Raw genomic sequence first — 16,518 nt, forward strand, 5'->3', positions numbered from 1 at the left:
AAAAATATGAAACTGAATAGAATAATTGTTTCGGATACTTCTTTTAACAGCAATGAACCTTATGACGTGATTAGTTCTAACATCTCCGTTATCAATCTGCTGAATGAAGAAGGTTTGGAACAGGATCAGATGCATGAAGATTCAATAACCAGTTACTTTATCGATTACTATTTGTCACAATATAAAAACGGAAATTTTTCCCAATTTGTCTGGAATTCCGGATGGTCAACTGAACTTAACGGCATTATAAAAGATGGACTTAACAAAATAAAGGCTCAAAAAAATCTGGATTTATTTCTTGAGCAATGTGCCAAAGTAGAAAGTTTGGAAGAAGGAGAGCTGCAGAAGTTTTTAGAAAGCGAGTATTTTGGGCCTAATAAAACAAGAGACAAGCTGAAAAATGATTCATTCTACAACCTGGAGGAAGATATAGTAGATTTGAATGCTCAATGGCTTAAAAAGCACCCAGACCTGGAGGTACTAAGTATTGAAAATATGTTCGGAAAGCTGGAAAAACTAATGGGACGAGAGATAGACAGAGAAAATTAACCTTAATCAAATAAGAACAGAAATATTAATTATGAATACACTTAACTACTACAAAAAAGAAGGAAACCAATACATTTTTAAAAACCAGCCTGTGTTTGTTTTTATAGTGGCCATCTTTTTTCTTGCCGTTACTATATTGTTTTACAGGATAGATTTAAAATGGTTATCCTACGTGACAATAGCCGTTGCTGTCCTTATTGTGATCAATTTCTTTACAAAGAAGTTTATTATTGATATGGACCGGCAGACTATTACAGGAAAGCATACCGTTTTTAGTCCTGCAAAAACCTATCACCTGAAGGATTTTACGAATTTTGAAGTAGTGGCGACGAAATATATGGGATTTATTACGATCAACGTGATTCTTTCTATCCATTTTCAGGTAGACGGAAAAGACAAAAAATTAGCTTTAGGACAAGCCGTCTCTCACAAAGGAATACAGAAGATGATCAATGAGACGGAAGATATCATGAACAGCAATAATTTGAATGATGGACGTAATAGACCGGTATAGGTTCAGGGAAGACGGAAACGAAATCCGTATAATGCCTCAATACAGCTTTATGCGCATTTTGGTATGGTGGCTTGCCATTGGAGTTATAGCACTTCCTGTTATTTACTTTTACAGAGCCCAGATGTCTTCGGGTACCTTTCAGATTGCCCTGGGATTATGGGCTGTTTATATGATCTACTTCCTCTTTGATCTTATTTTCAGAATTCCGGTGACCTATATTTTTGATAAATCTCAGAAATGCATTTATAGAAAGCTGTATTTCTCCAGAAAGATCATGAGCTTTGATGAAATGACCTATTTTGTGAATGAAGAATCGGGATCTTACTGTTTCTCCATTGGGAAAAAAAGAAATCAGTTTGTAAAAAACTACAGGATCAGTAATTATTTTTCGGGGTCTAAAGCTTCCGATAGGAGGGAAGATGAGTATATAGAAGAAATATTATATCCGATACTGCAGGCAGTGGGAATTCCGATGAATACTGCTGAAGGGCGGTAATAGTATATATCTAAGCCTTATATAAACCCCGGCTGCTTCAAAGAAACAGCCGGGGTTTTGTTTATAATATGACTTTAACTGAAAGTTTACATTGTTAATTTTTTATAAAACAAAAACATTAAATTTAATTTATTCAAGTAAAATAAATTATGATTGATATTTATTAATTAATATTTTTTTATATTTGATATACTAAAATTAAGTAAGTTGTCTTACTTAGGATGTGATGCTAAAAAACTATAACTATGAGAATAAATATTTTTTCTACATTTTTTCTCATTTGTATAAGAAAGCCAAGATTGAATGAGGTTGTACCTGGCTCGTTTAATAATCTTATTTAGACTTAATCTTTTAAATAAATACCAACTAAATTATTTTATACTGCCCTTGACATCAGTTACTTTTTATCAATGTATGAATAGGTAGGTATTAGAACTGTAACTATCAAGAAGTTTTAAATGTAGATAACTCCAAATATTTTCATCCAGATGACAGAGGCTTGTTACGAACGTACTGTATCATTAACGGTCAGAAATTTTATATTGTTTGTGCCTTTTTTAATTTATTAAAATTTCCACTCAGAATTTGATTTAAAATTTAACTCAAAAAACTAAACCCAAAACCTTAATAATATGAAAATTTATTTATTAGCAGGTTGCACTTTTAGAAAGGCAATACTGTTTCCCTTATTGGTGTTCTTTACGAACACGCTAGTATATGCACAACAAGTGTATGTAAGCAGTCAGAGTAATCAACGTTATGGACCTTGCGTTCTTTGCTCCGTCGAAAATCCAGAAAATGCAGTTGGGCCTGATGAAAGCAGTTATGCTGCCATAAATATTCCAATAGGATTGTTTGCGAGTATGGAGCAAACTCTAATTTTTCCTTCGGTAAAAACGTATTCGAAAGTTGTGATAGGTATTGGCGGGAATCAAGCCGGTTTGTCTGTGCAATTGCTGGGAGGTGTTTCTGTACAAACCTATAACGGAAACATAGCAAATAATGATTTCAAGCCTATTAGCAATGAGATTCTTAAAGTCGGAGCAGCTGATCCCAGTAGAGGGACTATAGAATTTACACCGGCCAAACCTTATGACCGGGTTTTATTGAGGGTGGGTACTGGAATAAACATTAATGGTGGACTTCGGGTGTATTACGCCTATCAGCTTGATAGAGTCTATGCAAGTAGTGAAAATCATCTTGCTCTGTGTCCAGGTTGTACAGTCCAAAATCCGCAAAATGCAGTTGGGCCTAATGAAATTGATTTCTCTAAATTGATCCAGCCCCTTTCTGAGATTGATGGGGTCCCTGTTAGCCAAAGTCTTCAATTCCCAACTATTAAAACCGCTACTAAACTTGTAATTGGGGTGAGCAGTGACGGTAAACCTATTGATCAGGTAATTGATAAAGAGGTTAATATTGGCACGACAAACCCTAATAATAGTAATGGTGAAACGATCTCTGGTGGGCTAAAAATAGACCCTCAAAACCCTTATAAAGGGACGATAGAATTTATGACGTCACTCCCATATAACGGTGTTATATTCATTATGGAAAGATCCCGTTATTATACAAATGAATTAAAAATCCATTATGCCTATCAGGAAAATGTTTATCAGCCTGTAACGGTACCTTCTGCCAAGGTAATGAAAACTGTTTCTGCAGAAAAAGTCTTAACCCTGTTTCCTAATCCTACCACAGGACAAATTACTTTAGAAGGAAATATTGATTTTACAGATGCCAATATTTTCATCAACAATACTTTTGGGAAAGAAGTTTTTCGTTCGAAATTCAGATCTAAAACCATTGATTTGCCGGCAGCATTACCCGGAGGAGTCTATATGCTGACTGTGCAAACAAAAGACAAGGAAACCTATACACATAAGATTATTCTGACAAGGTAAATTTTTATGGGTTCCTCTAAGCTATAGTGCTCTGATTTTTTGAAAAAAGAATAGGAGTAAGGATCTCTAAAAACTTTGGATTGAAATAATTACTTTTAACTGAATAAAAACAAAGCCGTCTCACAGAGACGGCTTTTATATTATCATTTGAAAAAGGCTTTCTTAGTTAGCTAAGATTCTTTTTACTGCTTCTTTTACCGCTGCAGCATCAATTTTATACTTCTTCATCAGTTCTGCAGGTGTTGCAGACTCTCCGAATGTATCATTTACCGCTACGAATTCCTGTCTTGTAGGTCTTTGTCTTGCAAGCATTCCTGCTACAGATTCTCCTAAGCCACCAAGGTAGTTGTGCTCTTCAGCAGTAACAATCTTTCCTGTTTTTTCAACAGATTTTAAGATGATCTCTTCATCTAAAGGTTTAATCGTGTGGATGTTGATTACTTCACAAGAAATACCTTCTTTTTCAAGCTCTTCAGCTGCAACAAGAGATTCCCATACAAGGTGCCCTGTGGCCACAATGGTTACATCAGTACCTTCCTGCAACATGATCCCTTTTCCAATTTCGAAAGGCATATCTTCAGGAATGAATACCGGAACAGTAGGTCTTCCGAATCTTAAATATACAGGACCTTCAAAATCAGCAATAGCAATAGTGGCTGCCTTTGTCTGGTTGTAGTCACAAGGATTGATTACCGTCATACCAGGAAGCATTTTCATCATTCCGATATCTTCCAAAACCTGGTGGGTAGCACCATCTTCCCCTAAGGTAAGACCTGCGTGAGAGGCACAGATTTTTACATTTTTCCCAGAATAAGCGATAGACTGACGGATCTGGTCATATACTCTTGAAGTAGAAAAGTTAGCAAAAGTTCCTGTAAAAGGAATTTTTCCTGTAATGCTAAGCCCTGCAGCAATACCCATCATATTAGCTTCAGCAATCCCTATCTGAAAGAATCTCTCCGGTGCTTTCTCAATGAATTTCTCCATTTTTAAAGAACCGATAAGGTCTGCACAAAGTGCTACTACATTAGGGTTTTTGTCAGCCAGCTCTGCTAATCCTGCTCCGAATCCTGAACGTGTATCTTTTTTTTCTGTATATGTATATTTCATTTTTATTTTTTTAATCGAGATGTTAAGATATTAGTAATCTGCCGGAGCTTCTAAATACAATTGTTTGAATGCTGTATCCAATTGCTCATCATTAGGAGCTTTTCCATGCCATGCGTGGCTTCCCATCATATAATCTACCCCATAACCCATTTCAGTATGAAGGATGATCACTACAGGCTTTCCTTTTCCTGTTTCAGTTTTTGCCTTCTCAAGAATAGCAATTACTGCTTCAAGATCATTTCCGTTTTTCTCCTCAAGTACCGTCCATCCGAAAGCCTCCAGTTTCGCATGAAGATTTCCTAAGTTCAATACATCATCTGTATCCCCGTCAATCTGACGTCCGTTGTAGTCTATAGTAGAGATAATGTTGTCTACTTTTTTAGCCGCAGCATACATTAAAGCTTCCCAGATTTGACCCTCCTGAAGCTCGCCATCTCCGTGAAGTGTATAAACAAGAGACTGATCTCCGTCTAATTTTTTACCCTGTGCTACACCAAGTGCCACAGAAAGCCCCTGTCCAAGAGAACCTGAAGCGATTCTGATCCCAGGAAGTCCCTCATGAGTAGTTGGGTGCCCCTGTAATCTTGAATCCAGTTTTCTGAACGTCTTCAGTTCTTCCACCGGAAAGAAATCAAATCTTGCCAAAGTAGAGTAGAAAACAGGTGAAATATGCCCGTTTGATAGATAAAAATGATCTTCATTTTTCCCTTCCATAGTAAAAGGAAGATGATAGTTCATCACCTTTCCGTAAAGTGCTGTGAAGTATTCTGTACAACCTAAACTTCCGCCCGGGTGGCCTGAATTAACAGCATGAACCATTCTTAAAATGTCTCTTCTGATCTGTGTAGTAAGAGATTTTAACTCTTCAATACTTTTACTCATTATATCTGATTTATTTGCACGCGAATTTACAATTTTTTACCGGCTTATGGAAATGTAAAAATCCGGATATGAAAACCCGGATTTTGACTTATTTACATATTTTCCCTGTTTTTAGCAGCCCTCATTAAGGTAAACTGAAATTTCAGTAACAATATTATTAATAAATTTAAAACTTAATTGTGTGCCTGCATCACTGTCTTCCAGGGTAAAATAACCGGTATCTTTTATAGGTTTGCCATTTTGATCCCAATCAGGATGTACACAGAAATTAGGATAATTTCTGTAAGCATTGATAAGATCATCTCTGGTACTTCCAACTCCAATTCCACTTTTAGTTTTAAACTTTTTACTGGAAGTCGTCATATAAGAAATAGAAGGAACGCTTGGATTAGCCTCATTAATGTAATTATCGAAAATGTCAATTTGGATTGATTCACCACTGTATTTTACGATATTTTTCTTATCCCCGTCTGAAGTCTTCAGTTGTGTACCGGAAATTTTTTCAGCCTCAGCTTTTGGCATGAAAACCTTATATGGGCCAATTCTTAAAGTAGAAACTTCAAAATTCTCCTGAGCATTTATAGAGCTTAGTGTCAATAGGAACACGAAAATTGAAATCAATTTTTTCATAGTTTTTAGTTTTTTAATGCACGGGTGTTTGCATTCTTATTATCCACTGCAAAGATATTCAAAAAAGATATTCAAAAAAGACAATTCTGTGGAAGTTACTATCATTAATTCCGAAGGAAATAGGCATTCATTCTTCTCTTCAAATATCATTTTGCAACCTTTTGGGGTAAAGAATTGTAGCATGTTTTGTTTTATAGTGATATCATATTTATTGTGTTGTTTTTGTGAAAAACTATTAATTTTTTATTATTATTAATATAATACTCGTTTTAATTTTATTATTTTTATAATTATTTATAGTCCGGAGTATTGTATGTAGTTCTCCTGAAATCAAAAATCAAAAATCATAAATATGAAAATTAAACAACTATTTTATCTGGGGATATTCATTTTATCCATTTCCCTGGGGAAAGCACAGGATTTTTTTACCGGGATCAATGAAAGGTCTATTAAAGCAGAGCCTAAAAACAGAACCGTAGAGCCTGAGAAGTTTCTTACCTATAAACTGGATGTGGCTGGAATGAAAAGCTATTTCAATTCAGTCCCGGAACTGAGAGATAATGATGTTAAAGATAAAGCACCCATTATTGTCTTACCTATGCCAGACGGGACGAAAGCAAAATTTAAAATCTGGAAATCTTCAGTAATGGCTCCCCAATTGGCGGATAAGTTTCCTCAAATTATTACTTTCACAGGACAGGGAGTGGATGACCAATATGCTACTGTAAAACTGGATTTTACAGAACTGGGTTTCCATGCGCAGATAAAATCTGTGGTAGGAGGCGATACGTATATTGATCCTTATGCAAAAAATGATGTTAATAATTATATCATTTACAAAAAAAGTGATTTAATCGATAAGCAGCCAGGCATCTGCGGTACAAAGGATGAGAATGTTCCATTAGAAAAAAAAAACGAACAAAAAACCGTTACCGCAAGCGTAGGGACTCAAATTAGAGTTTTCCGGTTTGCTGTAGCTTGTACCAATCAGTATGCAATGGCTGCAACGGGGGTAGCCACACCTACAGTTGCTCAAACCTTATCTGCTATTGTAACGACGGTCAACAGAGTGAATGGAGTATATGAGCAGGAGGTAGCTGTGAGATTGGTTTTAATTCCTAATGAAACCAGTATTATTTTTACGGACCCTAATACAGATCCTTTTACCGGAAATAATAACAGTGACATATTAATTGATCAAAGCCAAACAGTAATTGATGCCATCATTGGAACTGCTAATTATGATGTAGGACATACATTTAGTACAGGAGGAGGTGGATTAGCCTATTATGGCATATGCGATCCTGATTATAAAGCACGCGGAATTACAGGTAAATCTAACCCTGTTGGTGATCCTTATGATATTGATTATGTTGCTCACGAAGTAGGACACCAGTTTTGGGGACCTCATACTTTTAACGCAACCACATCAAGCTGTAATGGCAATCGTAGTGGCAGTAATGCTGTAGAACCCGGAAGCGGAATCACCATTATGGCGTATGCAGGTATTTGTGGCAGTACAAATAATTTAGCCCCTAATAGTATTCCTATTTTTCATACCCGTTCATTCCAGTCTATCACAACAGCAGTTCAGTCATCAACATGCCAGGTGACAATTCCTGCTGCCAATACAGCTCCTATTGTAAATGCCGGGAATAATTATACCATACCTAAGAGTACTCCGTTTAAATTAACGGGCTCCGCAACAGATGCTGAAAATAATGGACTTACCTATTGCTGGGAACAAAATGATACGGGGCCGGCAGGTAACTGGAATGCGCCAGCCGGAAATGCTCCTTTATTCAGATCATTTATGCCTACTACTGTTCCTTACAGATATTTTCCACAAATTACAGATGTGATTAATAATGTTACCACTAAAGGAGAAATTTTACCATCCTATGGAAGAACTATGGAATTCAGACTGACCGTGAGAGATAATAATGCCGGTTGTGGCGGAGTTGCCAATGATGATGCCTCTGTTACTGTTGACGGAAATTCAGGTCCGTTCCTGGTTACGGCGCCTGTTTCAGCTGTAAACTGGAATGGTGACACTTCTCAAACAATAACATGGGATGTTGCCAATACCACTGCCGCTCCTGTAAGCTGTGCCAATGTAAGTATTTTACTTTCAACAGACGGTGGTCTTACATATCCTATTACAATTGTAGCTTCTACACCAAATGATGGCTCAGAAACGGTTATCATTCCTAATGTGAGCACGGCACAAGCTAGGATTATGGTTGCTGGAGAAGGAAATGTCTTTTATAATATTAACCCTATCAATTTCACGATTAGTAAGGTATTAGGGGTTAACGAAACTAAAGGAAATAACGATGTATTTGTAGTATATCCTAATCCGAGCAAAGGTCTTCTGAATATCAAGTTTACCAATTCAAATGAACTCTATGATATTGCGATCTATGATGTAAGTGGAAAATTGGTATTGAGCAAGCCCAATAATAAAGCGGATCATGATCAAGTGGGTACCTTTAATTTAACCCACTTAGTTAAAGGAGATTATTTAATTAATGTTAAAACTAAAAATATGGATAAAACCATCAAGTGGATTAAAGAATAAATACCATATTAAGTGTATAATAAAGGCTGTTTTACTCGTAAAACAGCCTTTATTATTTATTAGCCTCATATGCTAAATGATTATAATTAAACGACTCTCAGATACTGTTTATCCTTTACCAGCCACAACCCGATAAACGTCAGCAATCCATTCAGAACAATCAGCTCTACGCCAATCCGGTAATCGGTATAAGATGTTACCGCAAAATTGATCAGATAGGTAAGGACAGGAGCTAAAATAGTTACGATAAGAATGGAGTATTTTTTTGATATTTTAAATTTGGTGAAAATTCCGAAAGCAAAAAGACCTAAAAGTGGTCCGTAGGTATATCCGGCAACTTCCATAATAAGATAAACAATCGATTTATCATTCATCGTCTTGAAAACCATGATCAGGATAAAGAAAACCACGGTGAAAATCAAATGCACTTTCATACGGAGGTGTTTTTTTTCTTTTTCAGATTTGGTTTTGTCTTCATTAAGATTTAAAAGGTCCACACAGTATGAGCTTGTCACGGCTGTTAACGCTCCATCTGCTGAAGGGAATAATGCTGAAATTAAGCCAATAATAAAAATGATGGAAATGGCCATCGGGAAATATCCCTGAAGTGATAAGGCCGGGAAAAGGTCGTCACCCATAATGTTTTTTATATTTCCTGATGCATCTTTAAATCCGAAAATATTGGTCACCGTTTCAGAATTTATCACTCCATATTCTGCTCCGTTTTGTAATGCAAAAAGATAAAGTAAACCTCCCAGAAATAAGAACGCAAGATTTACAAATAGAAGCGTTCCTGCAAAGGTCAGCATGTTTTTCTTTGAGTTCTTAAGGTTATCCACAGAGATGTTTTTCTGCATCATTTCCTGATCCAGACCGGTCATAGCAATGGTAATGAAAATTCCCCCTACAATTGTTTTTAGAAAAAACGTCTTGGAATTGGGATCAGAATTGATAAAATGGGTATAGTTTTTCTGTTCCAAAATAGTATAGGCTTCGCCAAATGATAAATTCAGATTGGATAAAATATAGACAATACAAGCCACTAAACTGATGATCATAAAAGAGGTCTGCAATGTATCCGTAATCACAATAGTTTTTACCCCGCCTTCAAAAGTATATAAAAGAACCATCAGCAAAAGCACAAGAGCAGTAACCCAAAAAGGAACACCCAGTCCCTCAAGTAAAAATATCTGTAAAACATTCACTACAAGATATAACCTTGCAGTAGCCCCTATAGCTCTGGATATGATGAAAAATATAGATCCTATTTTATGGGCTTCCACATTAAACCTTTTTCCGAGATACGTATAAATGGAAGTAAGGTTCATCTTATAATACAATGGAAGCAGAATGGCTGCCACAATAAAATATCCGATGAAAAAACCAATCACCATCATATAATATTCGAAACCTCCGAAAATATATTCAGAACCGGTCATTTTTCCGACGGTACCCGGAACGGAAATAAAAGTAACCCCACTTAAGCTGGTTCCTATCATTCCAAATGCAACGAGCCACCATTTACTTTTTTTATTGCCGATGAAAAAGGACTGATTATCAGAATTTCGGCTTGTGAAATAAGAAATCACTAAAAGACCAATGAAATAGATAAAAACAAATAGCAAAAGGATAGTTCCGGAATTCATGCTTATATTTTAAATTTCAGCAAATATATAAAAAAGATCAGTCGTGAATGAGGAATTTACTTCAGAGTCGATTTTTATAGACTGATAACATGAAATATTTGCAGGTTTTGCATTTAAAACAGGAAAATAAAAAACCTTCCAGATACGTACTGAAAGGTTAATATGGTAAGGGTGGAGAATAGTGATTAATTCACTAAAACATCTTGTAATTCCTCACTCTTCTGGAAGCTTGCTTTAGCGAAAGGGCAGAGGGGGATAATCTTCTTTCCGTTCTTTCTTGCAAAATCTACAGCTGCCAAAAGCATTTCTTTACCTACTCCTTTTCCGTTGTAGGCTTCTTCCACTTCAGTGTGGTCAATAATAAATCTTTCTTCTCCTGCCCAAGTGTAAGTCATCATTCCTGCGCGTCTTCCATCTATGAAAGCTTCAAAACTTCCGTGTTTCTCGTCGTTGTTTTGTTTTACTTCGATCATGTTATGAGAATTTAGTTAGTATTTCTATATCGTTGGTTAGTATTTTATGAACAGGGCAGGCATCAGCAATGGTGTGCAGTCTTTTCATCTGCTCATCATCCAGAACTCCATCAAAGGTAATGTCTCTTTTGAAAATCGCTCTTTTGGTCAGCGGATAATTTTCAAGTTCCACCTCTACATTGATGTTTTCCACCTCCCATTCTTTTCTTTCGATATACATTCTTAAAGTGGCTGCTGTACAGCTTGCCAGAGAGGTTGCCAGAATTTCCAGAGGATTGAAACCCTTGTTCTGCCCGCCTTTATCAATAGGTTCGTCGGTAATAATTGTATTGTCACCGGCCGTTACCTCTGTATAATATTTTGTTTTTCCTAAACTTGCTTTTACCGTTACCGCCATTATTTTTGTATGTTGAATTTATAACTTAATGCTCCTGAAGGGCATTGATCTATTTGTTCTTTAAGTTCTCCAGGTGTTGCATTTTCTGCTTTTATCCACGGTCTGTCTTTAGGATTGTAGACTTTTGGAAGCATTTTTACGCATACAGCAGAGTGGATACACTTTTGAGGCTGCCAGATGACAGTAATGTCGCCGTTGGGATATTCGTGTGTTTCCATATTAATTTTCTTTTAATGTTTTTTCGATTCTTCTGTCCGGAATCAGCCATATGAGAGCCACGATATAATAAAAACCTATGGCAATATAAGGATAAAAAAATGAAGTAGCGATGCCCAGAACATAAAATATAATAGAGATATATTCTTTATATTTCGAATGTATTGCTTCTTTCAACGTTGAATTTTCACCCTCACACCGGATAATGACGTGCTCCAGAATGGTGTAGGCAATGGCAGCCATGATAAGTCCCAGACCATATGCCGCTACCGGATTCTTGGCAAAACCGGTATTTCCGATCCACTCCGTTGCAATAGGCATCATAGAGAGCCAGAACAGAAGATGAAGATTAGCCCAGAGAATACTGCCGTTTACTTTTTTTACCGTCTGAAACAGGTGATGGTGGTTATTCCAATAGATTCCCACATAGATAAAAACTGAAAACATAGGCTAAAAATTTTGGAAGAAGGGGTTTGAGGCTGGACCAGCTGCTGCCCTCCGGTACTTTCAGTTCAAGTACCATAATGGTAATAATGATGGCCAAAACACCGTCACTGAACGCCTCCAGTCTTCCTTTATTCATTAGTTTTTAAGCTGGGATTTAAAATTGGCTATCTTGGTTTTCAAATCATTCAGCATGTCAGGATTAATAACACCGGTTTCAAGATCGAAATTTTCATAAAATTTAGGCAGCGAGAAAGTATCTTTGATATCTGCTGCAAACTGAGGGAAAAATGTCTTTGCTGTATTCATTACATTTCCGCCACCATAACCGCCGGGAGAAGTACTCATCAAAAGCATAGGCTTATTCTGAAATACCTTTACATTAATCCGTGAAGCCCAATCGAAAACATTTTTAAATGCTGCGGTGTAAGATCTGTTGTGTTCGGCAAGAGAACAGATAATGACATCGCATTCTTCAATCACTTGTAGAAACTGGTGCGCTTCATCCGGAAAACCTTTCTTTTCAAGATCTACGGAAAAAACAGGCATGGTAAAATTATTGAGGTCAATAAAATTGATCTCTTCATTCTGAAAATCCTTTAAGACAAACTTTACCAGTTCTCTGTTGATAGAAGTGGAAGAAGTACTTCCTGCAAATGCTAATATTTTCATGGTTTATAATGCTGGATGAATGAATTTATTTTCTGTTTAAAATAGCTTTGGGAAGTGGAACGTATTCCTGTTCGTCACCGGGAACCAAAGGAAATGCCTCATGATTCTGATCATTCCAGTTTACTTTAGCCTGATCCAGCATCTCTTTATCAGAGTTTACAAAATTCCAGAATATAAAACGCTCTTCATCAAAAGGTTCTCCTCCAAAGAGATAAACCGTACCGTTTTCACTCATCTCGAATTCACAAAGCTTTGTATCTTTTGCAATCATAAGCTGTTTTGAACCATAAGAATTTCCATCCGTAGTTACTGTTCCATCCAGAACATACATGGCGGCTTCCCCATAAAGGTCTTTTCCTATGCTTATTTTTTTAGCTTCTTTTGTTTTAATCTCAAGGAAAAAAAGCTTGCTGTGTACAGGGACAGGAGATGTTTTACCAAATGCCTCACCGGCAATTAGTTTATACTGAATACCATCCTCTTCCCAAACCGGAATATCATTTTCTTCGATATGGTGAAAAGTAGGCTCAGACTGCTCGAGATGCTTTGGAAGACCTACCCAGATCTGAAATCCATGGAGTTTTTTATCGCTGTGCCTTAAATATTCGGGGGTTCTTTCAGAATGTACCACACCTTTTCCGGCGGTCATCCAATTAACAGCACCGGGTTTTATTTCAACAGCACTTCCTATGCTGTCTCTATGAAAAATAGATCCTTCAAGCAGATAGGTTAATGTTGATAATCCAATATGCGGATGGGGCGGAACATCAAGATTTTGATAATCTTTTAGCTCCGAAGGTCCCATGTGGTCGATAAAAACGAAAGGACCGACTGCTCTTTTCTCGCGGAAAGGAAGAAGTCTTCCTACCAGGAAATTTCCAATATCTGCTGCTTTTTCTTCGATGATAAGTCCAATATTTGACATAGTATACTAATACTTTTTTATGGTTTAATTCAATTGAAATACTTGTATGGCGGAATTAAAGTTGATGATATCCTTCAAATTTTTCATCAACAATACGTTTCCATTCCGGATGTTTTTTGATATAAGCGAAAACATAAGGACAAAATGGTAAAAGTTTTTTTCCGCTTTCCTCAATAAAGCTCAGCGTTTTTTCTACCACGGCTACGGCTGCCCCGGTTCCTGCAAGCTCCGGTTCGGCTTCCGTATGAATCAGAGCAATTTGGTGAGTTGTTTCGCGATAATCAATGAATGCATAATGTCCGTTAAATTCTATTTCAAATCTTGTATCTGTTTTTACAAGAGGTATATTTTCAAATTCTGGTTTCATAAACTGTGGTATTAAAAAATAATAGGCTGCTAAATTTTGTCTGGTGGATAAGAATGATTTATTGACAACCTTACAGATTTCTGTACTATATAAAGTTGTCAATAAATCATCAATGATCTACTATAGTAATTTTTAAATAGTGCTTATTAAATAGTAAGTCTATTCAATGAACATCTATGTTTAACCTAACATCATATAAAGTTAGTAAAAAAGGAATAAGTAAAGATTAAGAAAATTTTAATTCTGCTAATCTTCCAGGTAACCGAATTTTCCGGTATTAAAATCTTCAAAAGCCTGCATGATTTCTTCTCTCGAATTCATTACAAATGGGCCATGAGGATAAATGGGTTCACTGATCGGCTCCCCGCTGAGAATTAAAACAACAGCATCTTCAGTAGCCTCAATAGTGAAAGTGTCGCCTTCATTTTTAAACAAAGCCAGATGATCCGTTTTTATTTTTTCTTCCCCATTGATGATGATACTTCCTTCAATCACCAAAGCGGCGGTATTGAAGTGTGCCGGGAAATTAAACTCTGCTTTTCCTCCCGCTTTAAGCTTTGCATTCATCATGTGAACGGGAGTGAAAGTAGTGGCAGGACCTTTGTGCCCTTTATATTCTCCTGCAATAATTTCCACCAGTCCGTTATTCCCTAAATCTACTCTTTCCATGCTGGAATTTTCAATAGCCTGGTATTTTGGAGTGCTCATCTTGTCTTTTGCAGGAAGGTTTACCCAAAGCTGAACCATTTGAAAGATTCCTCCTTTTTTAGACCATTCCGTTTCGTGATATTCTTTATGCAGAACTCCTTTTGCAGCTGTCATCCATTGTACGTCACCCTCACCTATAATTCCGCCTCCACCGGCACTGTCATGATGTTCTACTTTTCCGTTATAGGCAATGGTAACTGTTTCAAAACCTCTGTGCGGATGTACTCCTACACCTCTTGGTGTTTCTGACCCATTAAAATGAAACTTTGAGTTGTAATCAAGCATAATGAATGGATCCATTCTTTTCATGTCTAATCCGTGTACTCCCGGGATAAAATTATGAACTCTAAAACCGTCGCCTACAAAATGTGCAGGTCTCGGAGATACTACAATTTCTACTTTTTTAGTTGCCATCATATTGTTGATTTATAAACACAAAAATACCATAGCTAAGACTAAAATACATTGATCTGTGTTAAGTTCGTAATAAAATACGGAGGTAATCACAAAGTTACCGGAACATGAAAACTGTTGGGTAAAGGAATGGTTATATGCTTTATAAGTACATATTTTTGGAAAATGAATTAATCCTCCTTGGATTTCATATTCTTGCCATCCGAAATATGGAGCCTTCTGAAGACAAAGCCGGATAAAATAGTTAATATTCCTACAGTAAGAAAAGTCCAGCGGAAAGCATTGTGGATTTCACCATGAATCAGATCTGTGTTTTCAAATATTTTTAAAACAATCAGTCCGAAAGCAATTCCGAAACCGATAGCGAGCTGCTGATTCACGGAAATTAAAGAATTACCGCTGCTGGTCTGAAAATTCCGGAGGTCTGCTATGGAAATTGTATTCATGGAAGTAAACTGGATAGAGTTGAAGAATCCTAAAATCGCAATAATAGGAACAAACCAATATAAAGAAGTATGAATATCTGGAATAGCCAAAAGACAGATCAGAGTTCCAATGATGAAGGTATTTACCATTAAAGTCTGCCGATAACCATATTTGTCAAGAATTTTGATAACAGAAGATTTTCCGAAAATAGCCGTTAAAGCCATAGGAGCAATGATCCATCCGGAAGTGACTGCCGACTGTTTGTAGGCAATCTGAATCATCAACGGAAGCAGTAATGGTACGGAGCTGATTCCAAGTCTTGTAGCCAGGTTTCCTACAATTCCTACACGGAACGTTCTTACCTGAAATAAATTCAGAGGGAAGATAGGATTTCCTCCTCTTTTTGCATGTTTATAGTAATAATAAAGAAACAGGAAGCCCATAATAAAGACCAGAAGTACCGGGGTAATATTCTGTATATCTCCGAAAAGTTCCAGTGAAACAGAAAGAAGAAGAGAAGAGGCGGCAAAGATTAAAAAGCCTTTTAAATCAAAATCTACATTTTCGGATTTATAATTAGGCATAAATTTTAATCCCAGAACAATTCCTAAAATCCCGATGGGTATGTTAATCAGGAATATCCAGTGCCATGAAAGATAATCCACCATATAACCACCCACCAGCGGACCCAGTACCGGGCCGATAAGTGCCGGAATAATGGCAAAATTCATCGCTTTAAGCAATTCATTTTTATCAAAGGTTTTAATGAGGGCCAGTTTACCCACAGGAGTCATTAAACTTCCTCCAACACCCTGAACAACCCTTGAAATTACCAATTGGGTGAGATTCTGAGATAACGAACAGAATAAAGAACCCAGGCTGAAGAGTACCAAAGAGAAAATAAATATTTTTTTTGTTCCAAACCTGTCTGCCAAAAATCCACTGGCAGGCATGAAAACCGCCAGAGTCAGAACATAGCTGATGATAGCGTTCTGCATATTAAGTGGAGATTCGTGAAGGTCTTTTGCTATGGAGGGTAGGGATGTGTTCAGAATCGTTGAATCCAGCATTTGCATAAAAATAGCTGTAGCCAGGATCAGCGGAAGAATTTTCTTTATTGAGGTCTGTTGTGGAGTTGTCGCTTCTGTCATTTTATATAGGCTG

The 16,518-nt window shown here is 36.8% G+C and carries 17 protein-coding genes and 1 pseudogene; 5 read left to right on the forward strand and 13 right to left on the reverse strand.

Annotated elements, in window-relative coordinates; genetic code table 11:
* Window positions 1–6: 6 nt before the first annotated feature.
* The 4 genes from MP477_RS18185 to MP477_RS18200 all read left to right on the forward strand — a co-directional run bounded on the left by MP477_RS18185 (window position 7) and on the right by MP477_RS18200 (window position 3,463).
* Window positions 7–549 carry a DUF4375 domain-containing protein gene (locus tag MP477_RS18185; RefSeq protein WP_257191496.1) on the forward strand — a complete coding sequence of 181 codons (543 nt, stop codon included), beginning with the start codon at window positions 7–9 and terminating at the stop codon, window positions 547–549.
* A gap of 31 nt (window positions 550–580) precedes the next feature.
* Window positions 581–1,063, forward strand: coding sequence for a hypothetical protein (locus tag MP477_RS18190; protein ID WP_257191497.1), 483 nt, complete (start codon window positions 581–583; stop codon window positions 1,061–1,063).
* On the forward strand, window positions 1,038–1,559 hold the full coding sequence (locus MP477_RS18195) for a hypothetical protein (protein WP_257191498.1): 522 nt from the start codon (window positions 1,038–1,040) through the stop codon (window positions 1,557–1,559). Before MP477_RS18190 ends, MP477_RS18195 begins: the two co-directional genes overlap by 26 nt.
* Before the next feature lie 863 nt (window positions 1,560–2,422).
* Entirely contained in the window at window positions 2,423–3,463 is a 1,041-nt protein-coding gene (locus MP477_RS18200) for a T9SS type A sorting domain-containing protein (RefSeq protein WP_257191499.1), read from the forward strand.
* A gap of 162 nt (window positions 3,464–3,625) precedes the next feature.
* Here MP477_RS18200 and MP477_RS18205 read toward each other — a convergent pair whose 3' ends face one another.
* The 3 genes from MP477_RS18205 to MP477_RS18215 form a co-directional block, all read right to left on the reverse strand.
* A complete protein-coding gene (locus tag MP477_RS18205; protein WP_257191500.1) occupies window positions 3,626–4,573 on the reverse strand; it encodes a transketolase family protein in 948 nt (315 codons plus the stop codon).
* 30 nt (window positions 4,574–4,603) lie between these two features.
* On the reverse strand, window positions 4,604–5,458 hold the full coding sequence (locus tag MP477_RS18210; protein WP_257191552.1) for a transketolase: 855 nt from the start codon (window positions 5,456–5,458) through the stop codon (window positions 4,604–4,606).
* Window positions 5,459–5,566: 108 nt separating this feature from the next.
* Complete coding sequence (locus MP477_RS18215; protein ID WP_257191501.1) at window positions 5,567–6,085, reverse strand: hypothetical protein; 519 nt, start codon at window positions 6,083–6,085, stop codon at window positions 5,567–5,569.
* Window positions 6,086–6,437: 352 nt separating this feature from the next.
* On the opposite strand from MP477_RS18215, the gene MP477_RS18220 reads away from it, so the two are divergent.
* Entirely contained in the window at window positions 6,438–8,666 is a 2,229-nt protein-coding gene (locus tag MP477_RS18220) for a reprolysin-like metallopeptidase (protein WP_257191502.1), read from the forward strand.
* An 86-nt stretch (window positions 8,667–8,752) separates the two neighbouring features.
* Here MP477_RS18220 and MP477_RS18225 read toward each other — a convergent pair whose 3' ends face one another.
* From MP477_RS18225 to MP477_RS18270, 10 genes and pseudogenes are all read right to left on the reverse strand, one after another.
* Window positions 8,753–10,312 (reverse strand): sodium:solute symporter, encoded by a 1,560-nt coding sequence (locus MP477_RS18225; RefSeq protein WP_230038842.1) that lies wholly within the window; start codon window positions 10,310–10,312, stop codon window positions 8,753–8,755.
* A 185-nt stretch (window positions 10,313–10,497) separates the two neighbouring features.
* Window positions 10,498–10,785: a GNAT family N-acetyltransferase gene (locus tag MP477_RS18230; RefSeq protein ID WP_002984420.1), complete on the reverse strand. Its 288-nt coding sequence runs from the start codon at window positions 10,783–10,785 to the stop codon at window positions 10,498–10,500.
* 1 nt (window position 10,786) lies between these two features.
* Entirely contained in the window at window positions 10,787–11,182 is a 396-nt protein-coding gene (locus tag MP477_RS18235) for an OsmC family protein (protein WP_230038844.1), read from the reverse strand.
* Window positions 11,182–11,400 (reverse strand): (4Fe-4S)-binding protein, encoded by a 219-nt coding sequence (locus MP477_RS18240; RefSeq protein WP_230038845.1) that lies wholly within the window; start codon window positions 11,398–11,400, stop codon window positions 11,182–11,184. Before MP477_RS18240 ends, MP477_RS18235 begins: the two co-directional genes overlap by 1 nt.
* A 1-nt stretch (window position 11,401) precedes the next feature.
* Window positions 11,402–11,981: pseudogene (locus tag MP477_RS18245) on the reverse strand (TMEM175 family protein).
* Complete coding sequence (locus tag MP477_RS18250) at window positions 11,981–12,514, reverse strand: NADPH-dependent FMN reductase (RefSeq protein ID WP_230038849.1); 534 nt, start codon at window positions 12,512–12,514, stop codon at window positions 11,981–11,983. Before MP477_RS18250 ends, MP477_RS18245 begins: the two are co-directional and overlap by 1 nt.
* Window positions 12,515–12,539: 25 nt before the next feature.
* Window positions 12,540–13,439, reverse strand: a complete 900-nt coding sequence (locus MP477_RS18255) for a pirin family protein (protein WP_257191503.1) — start codon at window positions 13,437–13,439, stop codon at window positions 12,540–12,542.
* 55 nt (window positions 13,440–13,494) lie between these two features.
* Window positions 13,495–13,806, reverse strand: a complete 312-nt coding sequence (locus MP477_RS18260; protein ID WP_257191504.1) for a GNAT family N-acetyltransferase — start codon at window positions 13,804–13,806, stop codon at window positions 13,495–13,497.
* A 246-nt stretch (window positions 13,807–14,052) separates the two neighbouring features.
* Window positions 14,053–14,928: a pirin family protein gene (locus tag MP477_RS18265; protein WP_257191553.1), complete on the reverse strand. Its 876-nt coding sequence runs from the start codon at window positions 14,926–14,928 to the stop codon at window positions 14,053–14,055.
* Between the two features lie 170 nt (window positions 14,929–15,098).
* The gene (locus tag MP477_RS18270) at window positions 15,099–16,505 is read right to left on the reverse strand and encodes an MFS transporter (RefSeq protein ID WP_257191505.1); all 1,407 of its coding nucleotides are present in this window, start codon (window positions 16,503–16,505) and stop codon (window positions 15,099–15,101) included.
* Window positions 16,506–16,518: the final 13 nt, after the last annotated feature.

The organism is Chryseobacterium sp. WG23 (assembly GCF_024586575.1).
GTDB lineage: Bacteria > Bacteroidota > Bacteroidia > Flavobacteriales > Weeksellaceae > Chryseobacterium.

What these genes read in the sequence shown, in the direction of transcription:
- MP477_RS18240 (WP_230038845.1), bottom strand. Translation starts at nt 11,400, where the DNA reads ATGGAAACACACGAATATCCCAACGGCGACATTACTGTCATCTGGCAG.
- MP477_RS18225 (WP_230038842.1), bottom strand. Translation starts at nt 10,312, where the DNA reads ATGAATTCCGGAACTATCCTTTTGCTATTTGTTTTTATCTATTTCATT.
- MP477_RS18265 (WP_257191553.1), bottom strand. Translation starts at nt 14,928, where the DNA reads ATGGCAACTAAAAAAGTAGAAATTGTAGTATCTCCGAGACCTGCACAT.
- MP477_RS18270 (WP_257191505.1), bottom strand. Translation starts at nt 16,505, where the DNA reads ATGACAGAAGCGACAACTCCACAACAGACCTCAATAAAGAAAATTCTT.
- MP477_RS18195 (WP_257191498.1), top strand. Translation starts at nt 1,038, where the DNA reads ATGATGGACGTAATAGACCGGTATAGGTTCAGGGAAGACGGAAACGAA.
- MP477_RS18260 (WP_257191504.1), bottom strand. Translation starts at nt 13,806, where the DNA reads ATGAAACCAGAATTTGAAAATATACCTCTTGTAAAAACAGATACAAGA.
- MP477_RS18215 (WP_257191501.1), bottom strand. Translation starts at nt 6,085, where the DNA reads ATGAAAAAATTGATTTCAATTTTCGTGTTCCTATTGACACTAAGCTCT.
- MP477_RS18200 (WP_257191499.1), top strand. Translation starts at nt 2,423, where the DNA reads ATGGAGCAAACTCTAATTTTTCCTTCGGTAAAAACGTATTCGAAAGTT.
- MP477_RS18230 (WP_002984420.1), bottom strand. Translation starts at nt 10,785, where the DNA reads ATGATCGAAGTAAAACAAAACAACGACGAGAAACACGGAAGTTTTGAA.
- MP477_RS18190 (WP_257191497.1), top strand. Translation starts at nt 581, where the DNA reads ATGAATACACTTAACTACTACAAAAAAGAAGGAAACCAATACATTTTT.
- MP477_RS18235 (WP_230038844.1), bottom strand. Translation starts at nt 11,182, where the DNA reads ATGGCGGTAACGGTAAAAGCAAGTTTAGGAAAAACAAAATATTATACA.
- MP477_RS18185 (WP_257191496.1), top strand. Translation starts at nt 7, where the DNA reads ATGAAACTGAATAGAATAATTGTTTCGGATACTTCTTTTAACAGCAAT.
- MP477_RS18250 (WP_230038849.1), bottom strand. Translation starts at nt 12,514, where the DNA reads ATGAAAATATTAGCATTTGCAGGAAGTACTTCTTCCACTTCTATCAAC.
- MP477_RS18205 (WP_257191500.1), bottom strand. Translation starts at nt 4,573, where the DNA reads ATGAAATATACATATACAGAAAAAAAAGATACACGTTCAGGATTCGGA.
- MP477_RS18220 (WP_257191502.1), top strand. Translation starts at nt 6,438, where the DNA reads ATGAAAATTAAACAACTATTTTATCTGGGGATATTCATTTTATCCATT.
- MP477_RS18255 (WP_257191503.1), bottom strand. Translation starts at nt 13,439, where the DNA reads ATGTCAAATATTGGACTTATCATCGAAGAAAAAGCAGCAGATATTGGA.